Annotated in this window: 12 protein-coding genes and 1 pseudogene; 10 read left to right on the top strand and 3 right to left on the bottom strand. The window is 46.2% G+C overall.

Going from position 1 to position 18,742, the window contains the following annotated elements:
• The first annotated feature begins 4 nt into the window (after positions 1-4).
• The 5 genes from MOC09_RS09050 to MOC09_RS09030 all read left to right on the top strand — a co-directional run bounded on the left by MOC09_RS09050 (position 5) and on the right by MOC09_RS09030 (position 7,391).
• A complete protein-coding gene (locus MOC09_RS09050) occupies positions 5-691 on the top strand; it encodes a heptaprenylglyceryl phosphate synthase (RefSeq protein WP_268361810.1) in 687 nt (228 codons plus the stop codon).
• A gap of 61 nt (positions 692-752) precedes the next feature.
• Complete coding sequence (pcrA, locus tag MOC09_RS09045; protein ID WP_268370281.1) at positions 753-2,972, top strand: DNA helicase PcrA; 2,220 nt, start codon at positions 753-755, stop codon at positions 2,970-2,972.
• A gap of 23 nt (positions 2,973-2,995) precedes the next feature.
• Positions 2,996-5,002, top strand: a complete 2,007-nt coding sequence (ligA, locus tag MOC09_RS09040; RefSeq protein WP_268370279.1) for an NAD-dependent DNA ligase LigA — start codon at positions 2,996-2,998, stop codon at positions 5,000-5,002.
• A 15-nt stretch (positions 5,003-5,017) separates the two neighbouring features.
• A complete protein-coding gene (locus MOC09_RS09035) occupies positions 5,018-6,208 on the top strand; it encodes a CamS family sex pheromone protein (protein WP_268361816.1) in 1,191 nt (396 codons plus the stop codon).
• A 178-nt stretch (positions 6,209-6,386) separates the two neighbouring features.
• Complete coding sequence (locus MOC09_RS09030; protein ID WP_268370277.1) at positions 6,387-7,391, top strand: phosphotransferase enzyme family protein; 1,005 nt, start codon at positions 6,387-6,389, stop codon at positions 7,389-7,391.
• 33 nt (positions 7,392-7,424) lie between these two features.
• Here the strand turns inward: MOC09_RS09030 and MOC09_RS09025 are convergent, their stop codons facing one another.
• Positions 7,425-8,123 carry an MgtC/SapB family protein gene (locus tag MOC09_RS09025; protein WP_268361819.1) on the bottom strand — a complete coding sequence of 233 codons (699 nt, stop codon included), beginning with the start codon at positions 8,121-8,123 and terminating at the stop codon, positions 7,425-7,427.
• A gap of 105 nt (positions 8,124-8,228) precedes the next feature.
• Positions 8,229-9,707 (bottom strand): proline transporter OpuE, encoded by a 1,479-nt coding sequence (gene opuE / locus MOC09_RS09020; RefSeq protein WP_268370276.1) that lies wholly within the window; start codon positions 9,705-9,707, stop codon positions 8,229-8,231.
• A 413-nt stretch (positions 9,708-10,120) separates the two neighbouring features.
• Between opuE and gatC the strand changes: the two genes are divergently transcribed.
• Genes gatC through gatB form a run of 3 tightly spaced genes read left to right on the top strand, consistent with a single transcriptional unit; the run spans position 10,121 to position 13,328 of the window.
• Positions 10,121-10,411, top strand: coding sequence for an Asp-tRNA(Asn)/Glu-tRNA(Gln) amidotransferase subunit GatC (gene gatC, locus MOC09_RS09015; RefSeq protein WP_003219442.1), 291 nt, complete (start codon positions 10,121-10,123; stop codon positions 10,409-10,411).
• Between the two features lie 15 nt (positions 10,412-10,426).
• Positions 10,427-11,884: an Asp-tRNA(Asn)/Glu-tRNA(Gln) amidotransferase subunit GatA gene (gene gatA / locus MOC09_RS09010; RefSeq protein WP_268361822.1), complete on the top strand. Its 1,458-nt coding sequence runs from the start codon at positions 10,427-10,429 to the stop codon at positions 11,882-11,884.
• A 13-nt stretch (positions 11,885-11,897) separates the two neighbouring features.
• Complete coding sequence (gatB, locus tag MOC09_RS09005; RefSeq protein ID WP_268370275.1) at positions 11,898-13,328, top strand: Asp-tRNA(Asn)/Glu-tRNA(Gln) amidotransferase subunit GatB; 1,431 nt, start codon at positions 11,898-11,900, stop codon at positions 13,326-13,328.
• A gap of 15 nt (positions 13,329-13,343) precedes the next feature.
• Here the strand turns inward: gatB and MOC09_RS09000 are convergent.
• Positions 13,344-14,211, bottom strand: a pseudogene (locus tag MOC09_RS09000) (TetR/AcrR family transcriptional regulator); the annotation flags it as partial.
• A gap of 131 nt (positions 14,212-14,342) precedes the next feature.
• Here MOC09_RS09000 and srfP point away from each other — a divergent pair.
• The gene (srfP, locus tag MOC09_RS08995) at positions 14,343-17,501 is read left to right on the top strand and encodes a surfactin resistance protein SrfP (protein WP_268370273.1); all 3,159 of its coding nucleotides are present in this window, start codon (positions 14,343-14,345) and stop codon (positions 17,499-17,501) included.
• A 322-nt stretch (positions 17,502-17,823) separates the two neighbouring features.
• Complete coding sequence (locus MOC09_RS08990) at positions 17,824-18,735, top strand: diacylglycerol kinase (RefSeq protein WP_003219448.1); 912 nt, start codon at positions 17,824-17,826, stop codon at positions 18,733-18,735.
• The last annotated feature ends 7 nt before the right edge of the window (positions 18,736-18,742 follow it).

Here is an 18,742-nt window from a genome sequence, read left to right as displayed (position 1 = left end):
TGACGTGTACGATGTAACAGAGTGGAAGCATGTCTTTAAACTCGATCCAAATAAAGATTTGCCTGATGAACAGCTGGAGATTCTTTGCGAATCAGGAACGGATGCGGTCATTATCGGAGGAAGCGATGGTGTGACAGAGGACAATGTCCTGCGGATGATGTCTAAGGTGAGACGGTTTTTGGTGCCGTGTGTCCTTGAGGTGTCAGCAATTGAAGCAATCGTTCCCGGCTTTGACTTATATTTTATTCCAAGTGTATTAAACAGCAAAAACGCGGACTGGATTGTTGGCATGCACCAGAAAGCCATGAAGGAATACGGAGAACTGATGTCTGTGGAAGAAATCGTGGCGGAAGGCTACTGCATCGCTAATCCTGATTGCAAAGCGGCGGCACTGACTGAAGCGGATGCCGATCTGAGTATTGACGATATTGTCGCCTATGCGCGTGTGTCTGAGCTGCTTCATCTTCCCATTTTTTATTTGGAATACAGCGGCATGCTTGGAGACATAGAAGCCGTGAAGAAAACGAAGGCTGTATTGGAAACGTCCACCTTGTTTTACGGCGGCGGCATCAAGGATGCGGAAACGGCCAAACAGTATGCAGAGCATGCGGACGTGATCGTTGTAGGCAATGCGGTATATGAAGATTTTGACCGTGCTTTGAAAACAGTAGCGGCTGTGAAAGGCGAGTAGTAAATTGTACGGATTTGGTTTATGATAGAACATATGTTTTGTATAGGCGGGTGAACAAATTTTGAATTATATTAGCAATCAATTACTAAGCGGTTTAAATCCCGTTCAGCAGGAAGCTGTCAAAACAACGGACGGGCCTCTTTTGCTGATGGCGGGAGCGGGAAGCGGAAAGACGCGTGTCCTGACACACAGGATCGCTTATTTAATGGCAGAAAAGCATGTGGCGCCGTGGAACATTTTGGCGATCACATTTACAAATAAAGCGGCACGGGAAATGAAAGAACGTGTAGAAAGCATTCTCGGACCGGGCGCGGACGATATCTGGATTTCCACATTCCACAGCATGTGCGTGCGGATTTTGCGCAGAGATATCGACCGGATCGGGATCAACCGCAATTTCTCCATCCTTGATACAGCGGACCAGCTTTCGGTCATCAAAGGGATTTTGAAGGAACGCAATCTTGATCCGAAAAAATTTGATCCGAGAAGCATCCTCGGCACGATCAGCAGTGCGAAAAACGAATTGACCGAACCGGAGGAATTCTCTAAAGTTGCGGGCGGCTACTACGATCAAGTGGTCAGCGATGTATATGCTGATTATCAGAAGAAGCTATTGAAAAACCAATCGCTCGATTTCGACGATTTAATTATGACGACGATTAAACTGTTTGAACGTGTGCCGGAAGTGCTCGAATTTTATCAGCGCAAATTCCAGTACATCCACGTCGATGAGTATCAGGATACAAACAGGGCACAATACATGCTCGTTAAGCAGCTTGCAGAGCGTTTCCAGAACCTTTGCGTTGTCGGGGACTCTGACCAGTCGATCTACAGATGGCGCGGGGCGGATATCACCAACATCCTTTCTTTCGAAAAAGATTATCCGAATGCTAGTGTCATTTTGCTGGAACAAAACTACCGTTCAACTAAACGGATTTTGCGCGCGGCTAACGAGGTCATCAAAAACAACTCTAACCGCAAACCGAAAAATTTATGGACGGAAAACGACGAAGGCATCAAGATTTCCTATTACCGCGGAGATAATGAGTTCGGCGAAGGGCAGTTTGTGGCCGGTAAAATCCATCAGCTTTACAGCTCAGGCAAGCGGAAGCTGTCGGATATCGCCATTTTGTACCGGACAAATGCACAGTCCCGTGTGATTGAGGAAACGCTTCTCAAAGCGGGCTTGAACTATAACATTGTCGGCGGCACAAAGTTCTATGACAGAAAAGAAATTAAAGACATTCTCGCCTATCTTCGACTCGTATCCAATCCGGATGACGATATCAGTTTCACGCGCATTGTCAATGTGCCGAAACGCGGAGTCGGCGCGACATCACTTGAAAAAATTGCTTCATATGCGGCGATGAACGGCCTGTCATTTTTCCAAGCGATTCAGCAGGTTGATTTTATCGGCGTCAGCGCCAAGGCAGCCAATGCGCTTGACAGCTTCAGGCAGATGATTGAGAACCTGACCAATATGCAGGATTACTTATCCATTACAGAGCTGACGGAAGAAATTCTGGATAAGACCGAATACAGGGAAATGCTGAAGGCTGAGAAATCGATCGAGGCCCAAAGCCGTTTAGAAAACATCGACGAGTTCCTGTCTGTCACGAAAAACTTTGAACAGAAAAGCGAAGATAAGACACTCGTTGCGTTCCTGACAGACTTGGCGCTGATTGCAGATATCGATCAGCTTGACCAGCAGGAGGAAGAGTCCGGCGGCAAGGATGCAATCACCCTGATGACACTGCACGCCGCAAAAGGACTGGAGTTCCCGGTTGTTTTCTTGATGGGGCTTGAAGAAGGCGTCTTCCCGCATAGCCGTTCTCTCATGGAGGAAGCGGAAATGGAAGAAGAACGCCGCCTTGCGTACGTTGGGATTACAAGGGCAGAGCAGGAACTTTATCTGACAAACGCTAAAATGCGCACTTTGTTTGGCCGAACGAATATGAACCCGGAATCTCGCTTTATAGCTGAAATACCGGATGATTTATTGGAAAACCTAAATGAGAAAAAAGAAACGAGAGCGCCGTCTGCGAGAAAAATGCAGCCGAGACGCGGCCCTGTTTCACGTCCGGTATCCTACGCCAGCAAAACAGGCGGCGACACTTTAAATTGGGCAGTCGGAGATAAGGCTGGCCATAAAAAATGGGGAACAGGAACTGTCGTCAGTGTGAAAGGCGAAGGAGAAGGGACAGAGCTCGATATTGCCTTCCCGAGCCCTATCGGCGTGAAACGCCTGTTAGCGGCCTTCGCTCCTATTGAAAAGCAGTAATTGAAGAGGAAAGGAAGAAGCAGATGGACAAAGAAACAGCGAAGCAGCGGGCAGAAGAACTGCGCCGCACCATCAATAAGTATAGCTATGAATATTACACCTTAGATGAACCGAGCGTCCCTGATGCCGAATACGACAGATTGATGCAGGAGCTGATTGCGATTGAGGAGGAGCATCCAGACCTCAGAACGCCTGACTCTCCTACGCAGCGTGTCGGCGGAGCCGTGCTTGAAGCGTTTCAGAAAGTCACCCACGGCACGCCGATGCTCAGTCTGGGCAACGCCTTTAATGCTGATGATCTCCGTGATTTCGACCGCCGGGTGCGTCAGGCCGTCGGCGACGATGTGGCGTATAATGTGGAGCTGAAAATAGACGGTCTTGCTGTTTCTCTCCGTTATGAAGACGGCTATTTTGTCAGAGGAGCCACAAGAGGTGACGGAACGACGGGAGAGGATATTACGGAGAATCTGAAGACGATCCGCAATATCCCGCTGAAAATGAAACGTGATTTGTCGATAGAAGTGCGCGGCGAGGCGTATATGCCAAAGCGTTCGTTTGAAAAGCTCAATGAGGAACGGATCAAAAACGAGGAAGAACCGTTCGCCAATCCGCGAAATGCCGCCGCGGGATCACTCAGACAGCTCGATCCGAAAATTGCTGCGAAACGAAATCTTGATATCTTCGTCTACAGTATAGCGGAGCTTGACGAGATGGGTGTGGAGACGCAAAGCCAAGGGCTTGATTTTCTCGACGAAATCGGATTTAAAACGAACCAGGAACGAAAAAAATGCGGCAGCATAGAAGAAGTCATAGAGCTGATTGACGAGTTTCAGTCAAAGCGCGCTGACCTTCCGTATGAAATTGACGGCATCGTGATTAAAGTTGATTCTCTTGATCAGCAGGAGGAGCTTGGTTTTACGGCGAAAAGCCCGCGCTGGGCCATCGCATATAAATTTCCTGCTGAAGAGGTTGTCACGAAGCTTCTCGATATCGAATTAAATGTCGGCAGAACGGGTGTGATTACGCCGACCGCGATTCTTGAGCCGGTAAAAGTTGCCGGCACAACGGTCTCAAGAGCATCCCTTCATAACGAAGATTTAATTAGAGAGAAGGACATTCGGATCTTGGATAAAGTTGTCGTCAAAAAAGCGGGCGATATCATTCCGGAAGTCGTGAACGTCCTCGTTGAACAGCGCACAGGGGAAGAAAAGGAATTCAGTATGCCGACGGAATGTCCTGAATGCGGCAGTGAACTCGTCCGTATTGAAGGAGAAGTGGCGCTGCGCTGCATTAACCCTGAATGCCCGGCGCAAATCCGGGAAGGGCTGATCCATTTTGTTTCCCGCAATGCCATGAACATTGACGGGCTTGGTGAACGAGTCATCACACAGCTGTTCGAGGAGAATCTTGTCCGCAATGTGGCAGATTTATATAAACTGACAAAGGAACAGGTCATCCAGCTTGAACGCATGGGCGAAAAGTCCACTGAAAACCTGATCAGCTCCATCCAAAAATCAAAAGAAAATTCGATAGAGCGCCTGCTGTTCGGACTCGGCATTCGCTTTATCGGATCAAAGGCTGCAAAGACGCTTGCCATGCATTTTGAAAGCCTGGAGAACCTGAAAAAAGCCTCTAAAGAGGAGCTTCTCGCGGTAGATGAAATCGGTGAAAAAATGGCTGACGCGGTCATTACTTATTTTCATAAAGAAGAAATGCTGGAACTCCTGGATGAACTGCAGGAGCTGGGCGTAAACACACTCTACAAGGGCCCGAAAAAAGTAAAAGCAGAGGACAGCGATTCTTACTTTGCCGGTAAAACAATTGTTCTGACAGGAAAGCTGGAAGAACTGTCAAGAAACGAAGCCAAAGCGCAGATCGAAGCGCTCGGCGGAAAGCTGACTGGAAGCGTCAGCAAAAACACAGACTTGGTCATCGCCGGAGAAGCGGCGGGAAGCAAGCTGGCAAAAGCACAAGAGCTGAACATTGAAGTGTGGAATGAAGAACAGTTAATGGGAGAGCTAAAGAAATAAGAGGAGTGTTTTCTATTGAAAAAGACGTTGGCATTGGCGGCAACGGCGGCAGTGTTAATGCTGTCTGCCTGCTCGTCAGGTTTTGGGGGGGAGAAGGAGGAAGAGATTACGCAAAAGACGGCGAAATCGTCAGAAAAAGCGATTGTCCCGAAATATAATATCTCTGATTCCTATTATAAAATGGTGCTGCCGTTTAAGGCGGGAAAAGCGCGCGGCTTGACAACGGAACAGCTGAATACAAGATTGGACATTGATGAGTTCGAAACAGGGCTGATGCGTCTTGCCCAGGACTCCTTCTCGACTGACGATTATCTGTTCCAAGAAGGGCAATATTTAGATGAAGATACAGTATTAAGCTGGCTGGCACGGAAAAAAACAGGCTCTGATCTGAAAAAAGCCGAAAAAGAAGATAAAAACTTCAAAAATGAAGGCTTGAACCCGGCGCTCCCGAGCTCCGGCTCAACAGAAGAAAAGAACGAAAGCAGCCCGGTTTATTTAGCTTCCATGCTGGAGCACGATTATTTAGTCAGAAAAGACAAGAATTCCATCCAGCTTGGCGGCGTGATGATCGGATTGGCGTTAAACTCCGTGTATTACTATCGTGAAAAAACAGGCGACCCTCAAAAAGAAGTGGAGATTAAGGACAGCACGCTCCGCCAGCAGGGAGAAAAAATCGCACAGGAGGTCATTAACCGTCTCCGTAAAAAAGACAACCTGAAGAATGTGCCAATTACGGTCGCACTCTACAAGCAGGCGTCAAAAACTTCGATTGTGCCTGGGAACTTCATCGCCAAAACAGAAGTCAAGGCTGGTTCCACGGATATCTCAAACTGGGATGACATAAATGAAAAGTATGTATTCTACCCGGCGGATACAGCCACAGCGGAAAAATACCCGGATGACACCGAGGTCTTTAAGCGGTTTAAAAACTCAATTGAAGAGTATTTCCCGAACTATACAGGTGTTGTAGGTACAGCGCTATATGAAAATAATGAAATGACGAAAATGAAGATTGACATTCCAATGCAATTCTACGGAAAAAGTGAAGTCGTCGCGTTTACCCAGTTCTTAACGGGTGAAGTGATGGACTACTACTCCAAGAGCTCAGTTGATGTTGAAGTCAATATCACGTCCTCAGACGGGCAGGAAGCGGTCATTATCCGCAATGCCGGAGATAAAGAACCGACTGTCCACATTTATGACTGATAAACAAAGCAGAACCCTTGTGCCATATTGGCACAAGGGTTTTTTATGTTACAATTAACAGGAAAAGGAAAAACAATTTCGCTTCTGCCGAAACACAAAACAAAGGGAGGTATGTTGATGCTGGCACTCGTGTGAAAATAATCCATTTCAAATCGATAGCGAAGAAAGGGAGTTAGTTATGCATAAAGAAATCAAAGACATATTTCGTGAAGACCAGGTTTTGGCAGAGGCTGCAGAGAGATATGGTTTTGCAAAAAATCAGGTTCGTTTTCTGGCTGATGCGGAAAACTATGTATATGAATGTATGAAAGACAATTACTCTTATATTTTAAAGATCACCCATACGATTCGGAGATCTTCTGATTACATTATGGGAGAGATGGATTGGCTCCGTCACCTGGCAGAAGGCGGAATGTCAGTTGCCAAACCGCTCCTGTCGCTGAGCGGGAAAAAGGTTGAAGAGGTGCCCGACGGAAACGGCGGGGCATTTTTATTGAGAGTGTATGAGAAAGCACCGGGACAAAAAGTGAATGAATCGGACTGGAATGAAACACTATTTTATAAGCTTGGCAGGTACACAGGGAGCTTGCACAGCCTCACAAAAAGCTATACACTAAGCAATCCCGCTTTTAAAAGACAGGAATGGGATGAAGAGGAGCAATTAAAGCTGAGAAAGTATGTTCCTGAAGATCAGGAAAAGGTGTTTCAGCAAGTTGATTTGCTGATGAATAAATTGCGGCGGCTGCCGAAGAACCCGGACAGCTACGGCTTGGTGCACGCGGATCTGCATCATGGCAATTTTCATTGGGACCATGGCAAAATTACAGCATTTGATTTTGATGATATCGGCTACAATTGGTACATTAACGATATCAGCATTCTTCTTTACAATGTGCTGTGGTATCCGGTTGTTCCATATGAAGATAAAGCTGCGTTTACAAAAGAATTTATGACGCACTTTATGAAAGGGTATCGGGAGGAAAATGATCTTGATCCTGAGTGGCTGTTGTGGATACCTGATTTCCTCCGCCTTCGCCACATGCTGATTTACGGGTTGCTGCATCAGATGTTTGATCTTAACACAATAGGAGAAGAGGAAAAAGAAATGCTGGCCGGTTTCAGAAGAGATATAGAACATGGCGCACCGATTACAGCATTTGATTTTTCTTCACTGGTTAGATAGAAAAAAGCCAATGGGGTTCAATCCCATTGGCTTTTATAATGTATCACACTTCACGCCGACTACGCCTTCAATGTCTTTAATGTCATAGTAGACATCGGTTGTATATCTGTTTTTATGGACGCGGACCTTCACTTCCATAATTGGAAAATCCTTTTCGCCCAGATCATCGATTCGGACGGAGTGTGCTTTGATATCTCTTCTTTTCATTTCTTTTAAAATCTCTGTCATTTTGTCTTTATCAGAAAGCGACATTCTGATGCGGATGTCTTTTTCCTGCAGGCGGTCAGGGCCGATCTTTCTGACTACCCATGGCAGAAATTCCACGCTGATCAGGATGAACAGAAGACTGGCAAATGCTTCCTTATAAAATCCGGCTCCTGTTGCCAGCCCGAGCCCCGCAGCCCCCCAGATCATCGCCGAAGTCGTCAGGCCGGAAATGACATCGTTGCTTTTCCGCAGGATGACACCAGCTCCGATAAATCCGACGCCGGAAATGATTTGTGCCGGCAGACGCAGCGGGTCCATCATGATGCGGTAGTATTTAGGGAAATGATATGCCGCATTAATGCTGACGATCGTCAGCATGCATGAGCTGACGGCGATAACGATGCAGGTTTTTAATCCGAGCGGCTTATTTTTCAGCTCGCGCTCCAGCCCAATGACCATGCCAATCAACGTGGCAATGCCCAATTTTAATAAAATATCAGGATCAATATACCAGCTCAACAGCAAATTCCCCCTTCTCTAAGGTGTTTTTAAATAAATATGATTTTCTCACAGTATTTATAGCAAAACAAGGGCACAAAAGCCACCAAGCGGTGCTTGATGGCTTATTAATTACTTTTTGCGCTTTAACAGCTTCTCCATAACACCGAATAATCGGTAAGAGGCTTTTGCAGGACGTTTAGTGATCATGCTGACAATGATGCCGGCAATCATACTGAGAATAAACCCAGGGATGATTTCGTACACGCCGGTTGATTTTGCCAGGCCGGTTGTAATCCAGATCAACACGGTCGCAGCCCCGACAATCATCGCAGCAAGCGCGCCCCATTCGTTCATCCGCTTCCAATAGAGGCTGAGCAGAATCGCAGGACCGAAAGCTGAACCGAAGCCGGCCCAAGCATATCCGACTAAATCAAGAATGGTGCTGCTCGGATTCAATGATAAGAGAACCGCGATAACGGCAATCACTAATACAGACAGACGCCCGATCATGACCAATTCTTTATCGGAAGCCTTTCGTCTGAAATACGTCCGGTATAAATCCTCTGTCACAGCACTTGCTGTTACCAAGAGCTGTGAGGAGATGGAACTCATGATCGCAGCTAAAATAGCTGACAATAGGAATCCTGTAATTAAAGGGTGAAACAAGATTTTAGAGAAGATAATGAATATCATCTCCGGATCTTTTACAGCAACTCCGAATTTATGGGCATAAGCAACACCGATCAAACCTGTCAGCACGGAACCGAGAACTGAAATGATCATCCAGCTCATGCCGATTCTGCGTGCAGGCTTTAAATCTTTAATGTTTTTAATCGCCATAAATCGGACGATAATATGAGGCTGGCCGTAGTAGCCCAAGCCCCAGGCTAAATAGGAAATAATGCTAATGACGCTCGCGCCTTTAAAGATATCCAATAAGTGTGGGTTAACAGAGCTGATTTCATGGAAAGTCGGAGCAACGCCGCCCACGTGGGTAAAAGCAACGATCGGCACAAGCACTAGTGCTGCAAACATGATCGCACCCTGCACGAAGTCAGTCAGACTGACAGCAAGGAAACCGCCAAACAGTGTATATAACACGACTACTGCGGTAGTCAGAAACAAGCCTAATTTGTAATCCGCGCCAAAAGCAGATTCAAACAGCCGTCCGCCAGATACCATACCCGAAGAGGTATATAATGTGAAAAAGATCATGATAACCAAAGCAGATACGATTTTCAGCAGTGATGAAGAATGCTGGAATCGTTTATCAAAGAAATCAGGAATTGTAATCGCATCATCCGCCGCTTCCGTATAAGCTCGCAGTCTTGGAGCCAGCAGCAAGTAGTTTGAGTACGCCCCGATTGTAAGCCCTAAAGCAAGCCATAAGGTGGACAGCCCTGTCGCAAACATCGCGCCGGGAACACCCATCAGCATCCATCCGCTCATATCCGCCGCGCCGGCAGACAAAGCAGTGACAAACGGTCCGAGACCTCTTCCGCCAAGCATGTAATCGTTGATGTCAGTGGTTTTCTTAAATGCATACCAGCCGATTAACAGCATGGCAATAAAGTAAATTCCTAACGATATAATAATTTCAATACTCACGTTTTACCCTCTCTTCATTTCTAATAATGTTGCATCACCTCTCAAATTGATGGTGCCAGTTAAGCAGCCTGGCGCAAGTGCAAACCGAGAGAAATTTTTCTGCGGGTGCACTTGGTAACTTAACCTAACAAAGTATTCCCAGCCATTCAAGCGATGAAACATGGATCATTAGCGGGAAATACCGCTGCTAACCTAGAAGGGAATAAGAAGTAAAACGCTTTCAAAAAATAATTAAAGTAAAAATTTTCAGAAAAATATTTCGTTTCTCCTTTGCCTCTTTTTAGTATAAAATATATAGGGTATTGTCTCGAAAACACAGGCCTGTCCTAAGGCGATTTGTTGCTTTAAAGGGCTTGTTTTTGATATGATCAGTATTATATGACTTAACGGAGAAATATGTGGAGGTGGATCATATGTCACGAATTTCAATAGAAGAAGTAAAGCACGTTGCGCACCTTGCAAGACTTGCAATTACGGAAGAAGAAGCAAAAATGTTCACTGAACAGCTCGACAGCATCATTTCATTTGCCGAGGAGCTTAATGAGGTTAACACAGACAATGTGGAGCCTACAACTCACGTGCTGAAAATGAAAAATGTCATGAGAGAAGATGAAGCGGGTAAAGGCCTTCCGGTTGAGGATGTCATGAAAAATGCGCCTGACCATAAAGACGGCTATATTCGTGTGCCATCAATTCTGGACTAAAGGAGGGACACAAGAATGTCATTATTTGATCACAAAATCACAGAATTAAAACAGCTCATACATAAAAAAGAGATTAAGATTTCTGATCTGGTTGACGAATCTTATAAACGCATTCAAGCGGTTGATGATAAGGTACAAGCCTTTTTGGCATTAGATGAAGAAAGAGCGCGCGCGTACGCGAAGGAGCTTGATGAGGCGGTTGACGGCCGCTCTGAGCACGGCCTTCTCTTCGGTATGCCGATCGGCGTAAAAGATAATATCGTAACAAAAGGGCTGCGCACGACATGCTCCAGCAAAATTCTCGAAAACTTTGATCCGATTTACGACGCTACTGTGGTTCAGCGCCTTCAAGATGCTGAAGCAGTTACAATCGGAAAACTGAACATGGACGAATTCGCCATGGGATCATCTACGGAAAACTCAGCCTACAAGCTGACGAAAAACCCTTGGAACTTGGATACAGTTCCCGGCGGTTCAAGCGGCGGATCAGCGGCTGCGGTTGCTGCGGGAGAAGTTCCGTTTTCTCTTGGATCTGACACAGGCGGTTCCATCCGTCAGCCTGCATCCTTCTGCGGCGTTGTCGGATTGAAACCTACATACGGACGCGTATCCCGTTACGGGCTGGTCGCATTTGCGTCTTCATTAGACCAAATTGGGCCGATTACACGTACAGTTGAGGACAACGCATTCTTGCTACAAGCGATTTCCGGCGTAGACAAAATGGACTCTACAAGCGCAAATGTGGACGTGCCTGATTATCTTTCTTCATTAACTGGCGATATCAAAGGACTGAAAATCGCAGTTCCGAAAGAATACCTTGGTGAAGGTGTCGGCAAAGAAGCGAGAGAATCTGTTCTTGCCGCGCTGAAAGTTCTTGAAGGCCTCGGCGCTACATGGGAAGAAGTATCTCTTCCGCACAGCAAATATGCGCTTGCAACATATTACCTGCTGTCATCTTCTGAAGCGTCAGCCAACCTTGCACGCTTTGACGGCATCCGCTACGGTTACCGCACGGACAACGCGGACAACCTGATCGATCTTTATAAGCAAACGCGCGCTGAAGGTTTCGGAAATGAAGTGAAACGCCGCATTATGCTCGGAACGTTCGCTTTAAGCTCAGGCTACTACGATGCATACTACAAAAAAGCGCAAAAAGTGCGTACGTTGATTAAGAAGGACTTTGAAGACGTATTTGAGAAGTATGATGTCATTGTCGGACCGACTACACCGACACCTGCATTTAAAATCGGTGAAAACACGAAAGATCCGCTCACGATGTATGCGAACGATATCTTGACGATTCCGGTCAACCTTGCCGGCGTACCGGGAATCAGCGTGCCATGCGGATTTGCTGACGGACTTCCGCTCGGCCTGCAAATCATCGGAAAACACTTTGATGAAAGCACTGTATACCGTGTTGCTCATGCATTTGAACAAGCGACAGACCATCATAAAGCAAAACCTGAACTGTAAGGGGTGAAAAGAATTGAACTTTGAAACGGTAATCGGACTTGAAGTCCACGTTGAGTTAAAAACAAAATCTAAAATTTTCTCAAGCTCTCCAACGCCATTCGGCGCGGAGGCGAACACGCAGACTAGCGTCATTGACCTCGGATATCCGGGCGTCCTGCCTGTTCTGAATAAAGAAGCTGTTGAATTCGCAATGAAAGCGGCTATGGCGCTCAACTGTGAAATCGCAACAGATACGAAGTTTGACCGCAAAAACTATTTCTATCCGGACAACCCGAAAGCGTATCAGATTTCTCAATTTGATAAGCCAATCGGCGAAAACGGCTGGATCGAAATTGAAGTCGGCGGAAAAACAAAACGTATCGGCATCACACGCCTTCACCTTGAAGAAGATGCCGGAAAACTGACACACACAGGCGACGGCTATTCTCTTGTTGACTTCAACCGCCAAGGAACGCCGCTTGTTGAGATCGTATCAGAGCCGGATATCCGCACGCCGGAAGAAGCGTACGCGTATCTTGAAAAGCTGAAATCCATCATCCAATATACAGGCGTTTCTGACTGTAAAATGGAAGAAGGCTCACTTCGCTGTGACGCCAATATTTCTCTTCGTCCGATCGGCCAAGAGGAATTCGGCACAAAAACAGAATTGAAAAACTTGAACTCCTTTGCGTTTGTTCAAAAAGGCCTTGAGCATGAAGAAAAACGCCAGGAGCAGGTTCTTCTCTCCGGCGGCGTTATCCAGCAGGAAACGCGCCGTTATGATGAAGCAACGAAGAAAACCATTCTCATGCGTGTCAAAGAGGGATCTGACGACTACCGTTACTTCCCTGAGCCAGACCTCGTCGAGCTTTACATTGACGACGAATGGAAGGAACGCGTAAGAGCAAGCATTCCTGAGCTTCCGGATGAGCGCCGCAAGCGCTATATCGAAGAGCTCGGCTTGCCTGCATATGATGCGATGGTTCTGACGCTGACAAAAGAAATGGCTGATTTCTTCGAAGAAACCGTTCAAAAAGGCGCTGAAGCCAAACAAGCATCTAACTGGCTAATGGGTGAAGTGTCAGCTTACTTAAATGCAGAACAAAAAGAGCTTGCTGATGTTGCGCTGACACCTGAAGGCCTTGCCGGCATGATCAAATTGATAGAAAAAGGAACCATTTCTTCTAAGATCGCGAAGAAAGTGTTCAAGGAATTGATTGAAAAAGGCGGCGACGCTGAGAAGATTGTGAAAGAAAAAGGCCTCGTTCAGATTTCTGATGAAGGCGTGCTTCTGAAGCTTGTCACAGAGGCGCTTGACAACAATCCACAATCCATCGAAGACTTTAAAAACGGGAAAGACCGTGCGATCGGCTTCCTTGTCGGACAAATTATGAAAGCGTCCAAAGGACAAGCCAACCCGCCGATGGTCAACAAAATCCTGCTTGAAGAAATTAAAAAACGATAAGAAAAAAGCAGCCCGCAGCGGCTGCTTTTTTTGGTTAAATTGAGATAAAGACAGAAATCAGAGCCCGAAGCTTTTCAATTTTTTCGTCATTGGTTCCGGTTAAATTCGAGAGCATGCCTTTAATAATCGGCTTGCGCGGTTTATCCTGAGTCAGTTCTTCCTCAATGACATCCAGCGACACGATGATATCCTCAGTAAGCGTGCTGTTTTCTTTCACTTTCTGAATGTCCTTAAGCAGCTGGTCTTTCCCCGCAGGCATCGGGCTGAAAATGTCTTTAGGCACAATCGGATTGAGGGATGAACGGCTCAGCCCCTGTACAAGATCATCCAGTCTCTCAATGATAAAGGCCGAGATCTCTTCTGCATCGATGTTGAGCTCTCCGTTAAAAACCATCACATTCATATAGGAATGCACAATGCCTCTTGCCATGATGGAGAGGTCTGCGACGTACCGCTCGATTCCTTCGCCATAGGACGCCAGCAAGGCGTTCCGGTACAGTTTATCCGTCTCCATGGTTACTTTGTAAAAGTATTGCTTGATTTCTTGATTTTCCGGAATGATATTTTCGGTAAGCAAAAGAACGATAAAATCTTTATGATCACGGAAATCATTAAATTGAGCGCCAATTTGCTTTTTCAATACTTCCTTAGGCGGTTTTCCGGCGAGATCTTCTTCTATCTTCTTCATTTTTGTCATAGACATGCCAATGTAATATTCACAAGCAGATAACAGCAGCGCTTCCTTCGATTTAAAGTGCAAATAAAAAGCGCCCTTGGAGATGCCGCATTCACTGGCGATTTCCTGGATCGTCGTAGCAGCGAATCCTTTTTTCGCAAATAAATGAATGCTGGTTTTTATGATTCTCTCTTTTTTTTCATTCATGACGTGCTTCCCCTTAATCCTTGAAAAATTTAGTAAAATTTTCTGGTATATGAGTTGACGTTGTTGCGTTATAACGTTTAGTATTATATAGAATGACCAGTCAGTCAATAAAAATTGTAATGGAGGATATGATGAATCACGTTATTAATTTCGTTCTGAAAAACAAATTCGCCGTATGGCTGATGACGATTATTGTAACGGCAGCCGGCTTGTATGCGGGTATGAATATGAAGCAAGAATCCATTCCTGATGTGAATATGCCTTACTTGACGATCAGCACGACATATCCGGGCGCGACGCCAAGCCAAGTGGCTGATGAGGTGACCAAACCGGTTGAACAAGCGGTGCAGAATTTGGACGGAGTCAGCGTTGTGACGTCGACGTCCTATGAAAATGCATCGTCGGTCATGATTGAATATGACTATGAGAAAGATATGGACAAAGCGAAAACAGAAGCGGCTGAAGCATTAGAAAACGTCAGCCTGCCTGAGGACGCGAAGGATCCGGAGATTTCACGCTACAGCTTGAATTCCTTCCCGATTCTGACGCTTAGCGTGTCCAGTGATAAAGAGAATCTGCAAGAGCTGACAAAACAAGTGGAAGACAGCCTCGTTTCTAAGCTTGAAGGCATAGAAGGCGTTGCTTCAGTCCAAGTTTCAGGCCAGCAGGTGGAAGAGGTTGAATTCTCTTTCAAAGAAGACAAACTGAAAGAATACGGCCTTGATGAAGATACAGTCAAGCAAGTGATTCAAGGTTCAGATGTGACAACTCCGCTTGGATTGTACACATTCGGAAATGAAGAAAAATCTGTCGTCGTCAGCGGCGATATTGAAACAATTAAAGATTTGAAGAATATGAGAATCCCGACGGCATCTGCTTCAAGTGCAGGCAGCGGTGCGGCATCTCAAGCGGCGGCGCAGAGTGCACAAGCAGCCCAAAGCGCGCAAGCGGCAGCACAGGCGCAGCAAAGTGCAAGCACAGGTGTGCCGACGGTTAAGCTTTCTGATATTGCCACAATAAAAGATGTGAAAAAAGCTGAATCTGTTTCACGCACAAATGGCAAAGACAGCATCGGCATTAACATCGTCAAAGCAAACGATGCGAATACGGTAGAGGTGGCTGACGATGTCAAAGCTGAACTGAAGAAGTTTAAAGAAGACCATAAAGGCTTCGACTACAGTGCAACTCTCGATATGGCAGAGCCGATCACACAGTCAGTTGACACGATGTTAAGCAAAGCCATTTTCGGCGCGATTTTTGCGATTGTGATTATTCTCTTATTCTTAAGAGATATCAAATCAACATTAATTTCGGTAGTTTCAATCCCATTATCATTGCTGATCGCACTCCTTGTGCTGCAGCAGCTTGATATCACATTGAATATCATGACGCTCGGGGCAATGACCGTGGCCATCGGACGTGTGGTCGATGATTCCATCGTTGTGATCGAGAACATTTACCGCCGCATGAGACTCAAAGATGAGCCGCTCCGCGGAAAAGCCTTGGTTCGTGAAGCGACGAAGGAAATGTTTAAACCGATCATGTCATCAACGATTGTGACAATTGCGGTATTCCTGCCGCTCGCACTTGTAGGCGGACAAATCGGTGAATTATTTATTCCATTTGCCTTAACGATCGTATTTGCGCTTGCCGCATCCCTGTTGATTTCGATCACGCTTGTGCCGATGCTCGCACACAGCCTGTTCAAAAAATCATTATCGGGCGCGCCGGTCAAAGCGAAAGAACATAAACCTGGCAGACTTGCAAATATCTATAAAAAAGTATTGAACTGGGCGCTGAGCCACAAGTGGATCACGTCTATCGTCGCTGTTCTGATGCTCCTTGGAAGCTTGTTCCTCGTGCCGTTAATCGGTGCCAGCTACCTGCCGTCCGAGGAAGAGAAAACGATGCAGCTCACATACAGCCCAGAACCGGGTGAAACGAAAAAAGAAGCCGAAGCTGAAGCTGAAAAAGCGGAAAAAATCCTGCTTGACCGCAAGCATGTCGATACAGTTCAGTATTCCTTAGGCTCTGGCAGCCCGCTTGCCGGGGGAGATTCAAACGGTGCGTTATTCTATATCAAATATGAAAGCGACACGCCTGATTTTGATAAAGAAAAAGACAACGTGCTGAAGGAAATCCAAAAGCAATCTGACCGCGGAGAATGGAAGTCACAGGACTTCAGCTCTTCAGGCAATAACAACGAATTAACATACTATGTGTATGGCGATTCTGAAAACGACATTAAAGACACGGTCAAAGACATTGAAAAAATCATGAAAGATGAAAAGGATCTGAAAAATGTAAACTCAGGCCTTTCCAGCACATATGATGAGTACACATTTGTCGCTGACCAAGAAAAGTTAAGCAAGCTCGGTTTAACTGCGTCTCAAATTTCTCAAGCCTTAATGTCACAAACATCACAAGAACCGCTCACAACCGTGAAAAAAGACGGCAAAGAGCTTGATGTGAACATTAAGACAGAAAAAGACGAGTATAAGAGTGTCAAAGATTTAGAGAACAAAAAGATCACTTCTGCGACTGGCCAGGAAGTCAAAATCGGCGATGTGGCCAAAGTAAAAGAAGGATCAACATCTGATACTGTGTCAAAACGTGACGGAAAAGTCTATGCGGATGTCACAGGTGAAGTGACATCTGACAACGTGACAGCTGTATCAGTTGATGTTCAGAAGAAAATCGATAAGCTTGACCTGCCTGATAACGTATCGATTGACACAGGCGGCGTATCAGCAGATATCGCTGATTCCTTCACGAAGCTTGGTTTAGCGATGCTGGCAGCAATAGCGATCGTTTACCTCGTGCTCGTCATTACATTCGGCGGGGCACTAGCGCCATTTGCGATCCTGTTCTCATTGCCGTTCACGGTCATCGGTGCCCTGGTTGGACTTTATGTATCAGGTGAAACGATCAGTCTGAACGCAATGATCGGTATGCTCATGCTGATCGGTATCGTTGTCACGAATGCGATTGTCTTAATTGACCGCGTCATCCATAAGGAAGCGGAAGGACTGTCTACGAGAGAAGCACTCCTGGAAGCCGGCTCTACACGTCTCCGTCCGATCCTGATGACAGCCATTGCGACAATCGGCGCCTTGATTCCATTAGCACTCGGCTTCGAAGGCGGAAGCCAGGTCATTTCAAAAGGACTCGGCGTAACGGTTATCGGCGGTTTAATCAGTTCAACGCTTCTGACGCTCCTGATCGTGCCAATCGTATATGAAGTATTGGCGAAGTTCCGCAAGAAAAAACCGGGAACAGAAGAAGAGTAAAAAACAAAAAGCCTCAGCTCTGCTGAGGCTTTCAGCTTGTTGAAAAACCCTCGCATTCGTTGTCAGGTCTGCGCGTCGGTGCTCACGAATTCTACATTCGCTCCGCTCCAATGCTCCCCCTTCCTAGACTACAAAGGTTTTCAATCAAGCTGAAAGAATGTTAAGGATGACAAAAGCTCAAAACAAGAATCAGTTTTGAGCTTTTGTGCGTTTTCACCTGTAAGATTATGTACATTTTGTTGCGATTTTTTTAACTCATAGTATAATTAAAGGTTGTTAGTGTAAAAATGGATCGGATACTCTTAAGTAGGATGATGAGATAATGAAACGTGCACGCATAATATACAATCCGACTTCAGGACGGGAGATCTTTAAAAAGCATCTTGCCCAGGTCCTGCAAAAATTTGAACAAGCCGGCTATGAAACCTCCACCCATGCCACGACATGCGCAGGAGACGCAACGCACGCCGCCAAGGAAGCGGCATTGCGTGAGTTTGACTTGATCGTTGCAGCGGGCGGAGACGGAACGATCAACGAGGTCGTCAACGGGCTTGCGCCTTTAGACAACCGTCCGACACTCGGTGTGATTCCTGTCGGCACAACGAACGACTTCGCCAGAGCGCTCAATATTCCGCGCGAGGATATTTTAAAAGCGGCAGATACGGTCATTAACGGCGTTGCCCGCCCGATTGATATCGGACAGGTGAACGGCCAGTATTTTATCAATATCGCCGGCGGAGGCCGTCTGACGGAGCTGACGTACGATGTGCCAAGCAAACTCAAAACGATGCTCGGCCAGCTTGCTTATTATTTAAAGGGAATGGAAATGCTGCCTTCACTTCGTCCGACAGAAGTCGAGATTGAATATGACGGCAAGCTGTTTCAAGGTGAAATCATGCTGTTTTTGGTCACGTTGACAAACTCCGTCGGCGGGTTCGAAAAGCTCGCGCCGGATTCCAGTTTGAATGACGGCATGTTTGATTTGATGATACTAAAGAAAGCAAACCTTGCTGAATTTATCAGGGTCGCCACGATGGCGCTCCGCGGCGAACACATCAACGACCAGCACATTATTTATACAAAAGCGAACCGCGTGAAAGTCAATGTATCAGAAAAGATGCAGCTGAACCTGGACGGCGAGTACGGCGGCATGCTGCCGGGCGAATTCGTGAATCTGTATCGACACATTCACGTCGTCATGCCGAAGGAGAAAGCGGAACAGCTGGATGACTAAAAACTTG

Origin of the sequence: Bacillus sp. N12A5 (assembly GCF_026790125.1) — a bacterium.
GTDB lineage: Bacteria > Bacillota > Bacilli > Bacillales > Bacillaceae > Bacillus.
Note: the sequence above shows the minus strand (reverse complement) of the source record. Positions and strands in the feature narration are given on the sequence as shown.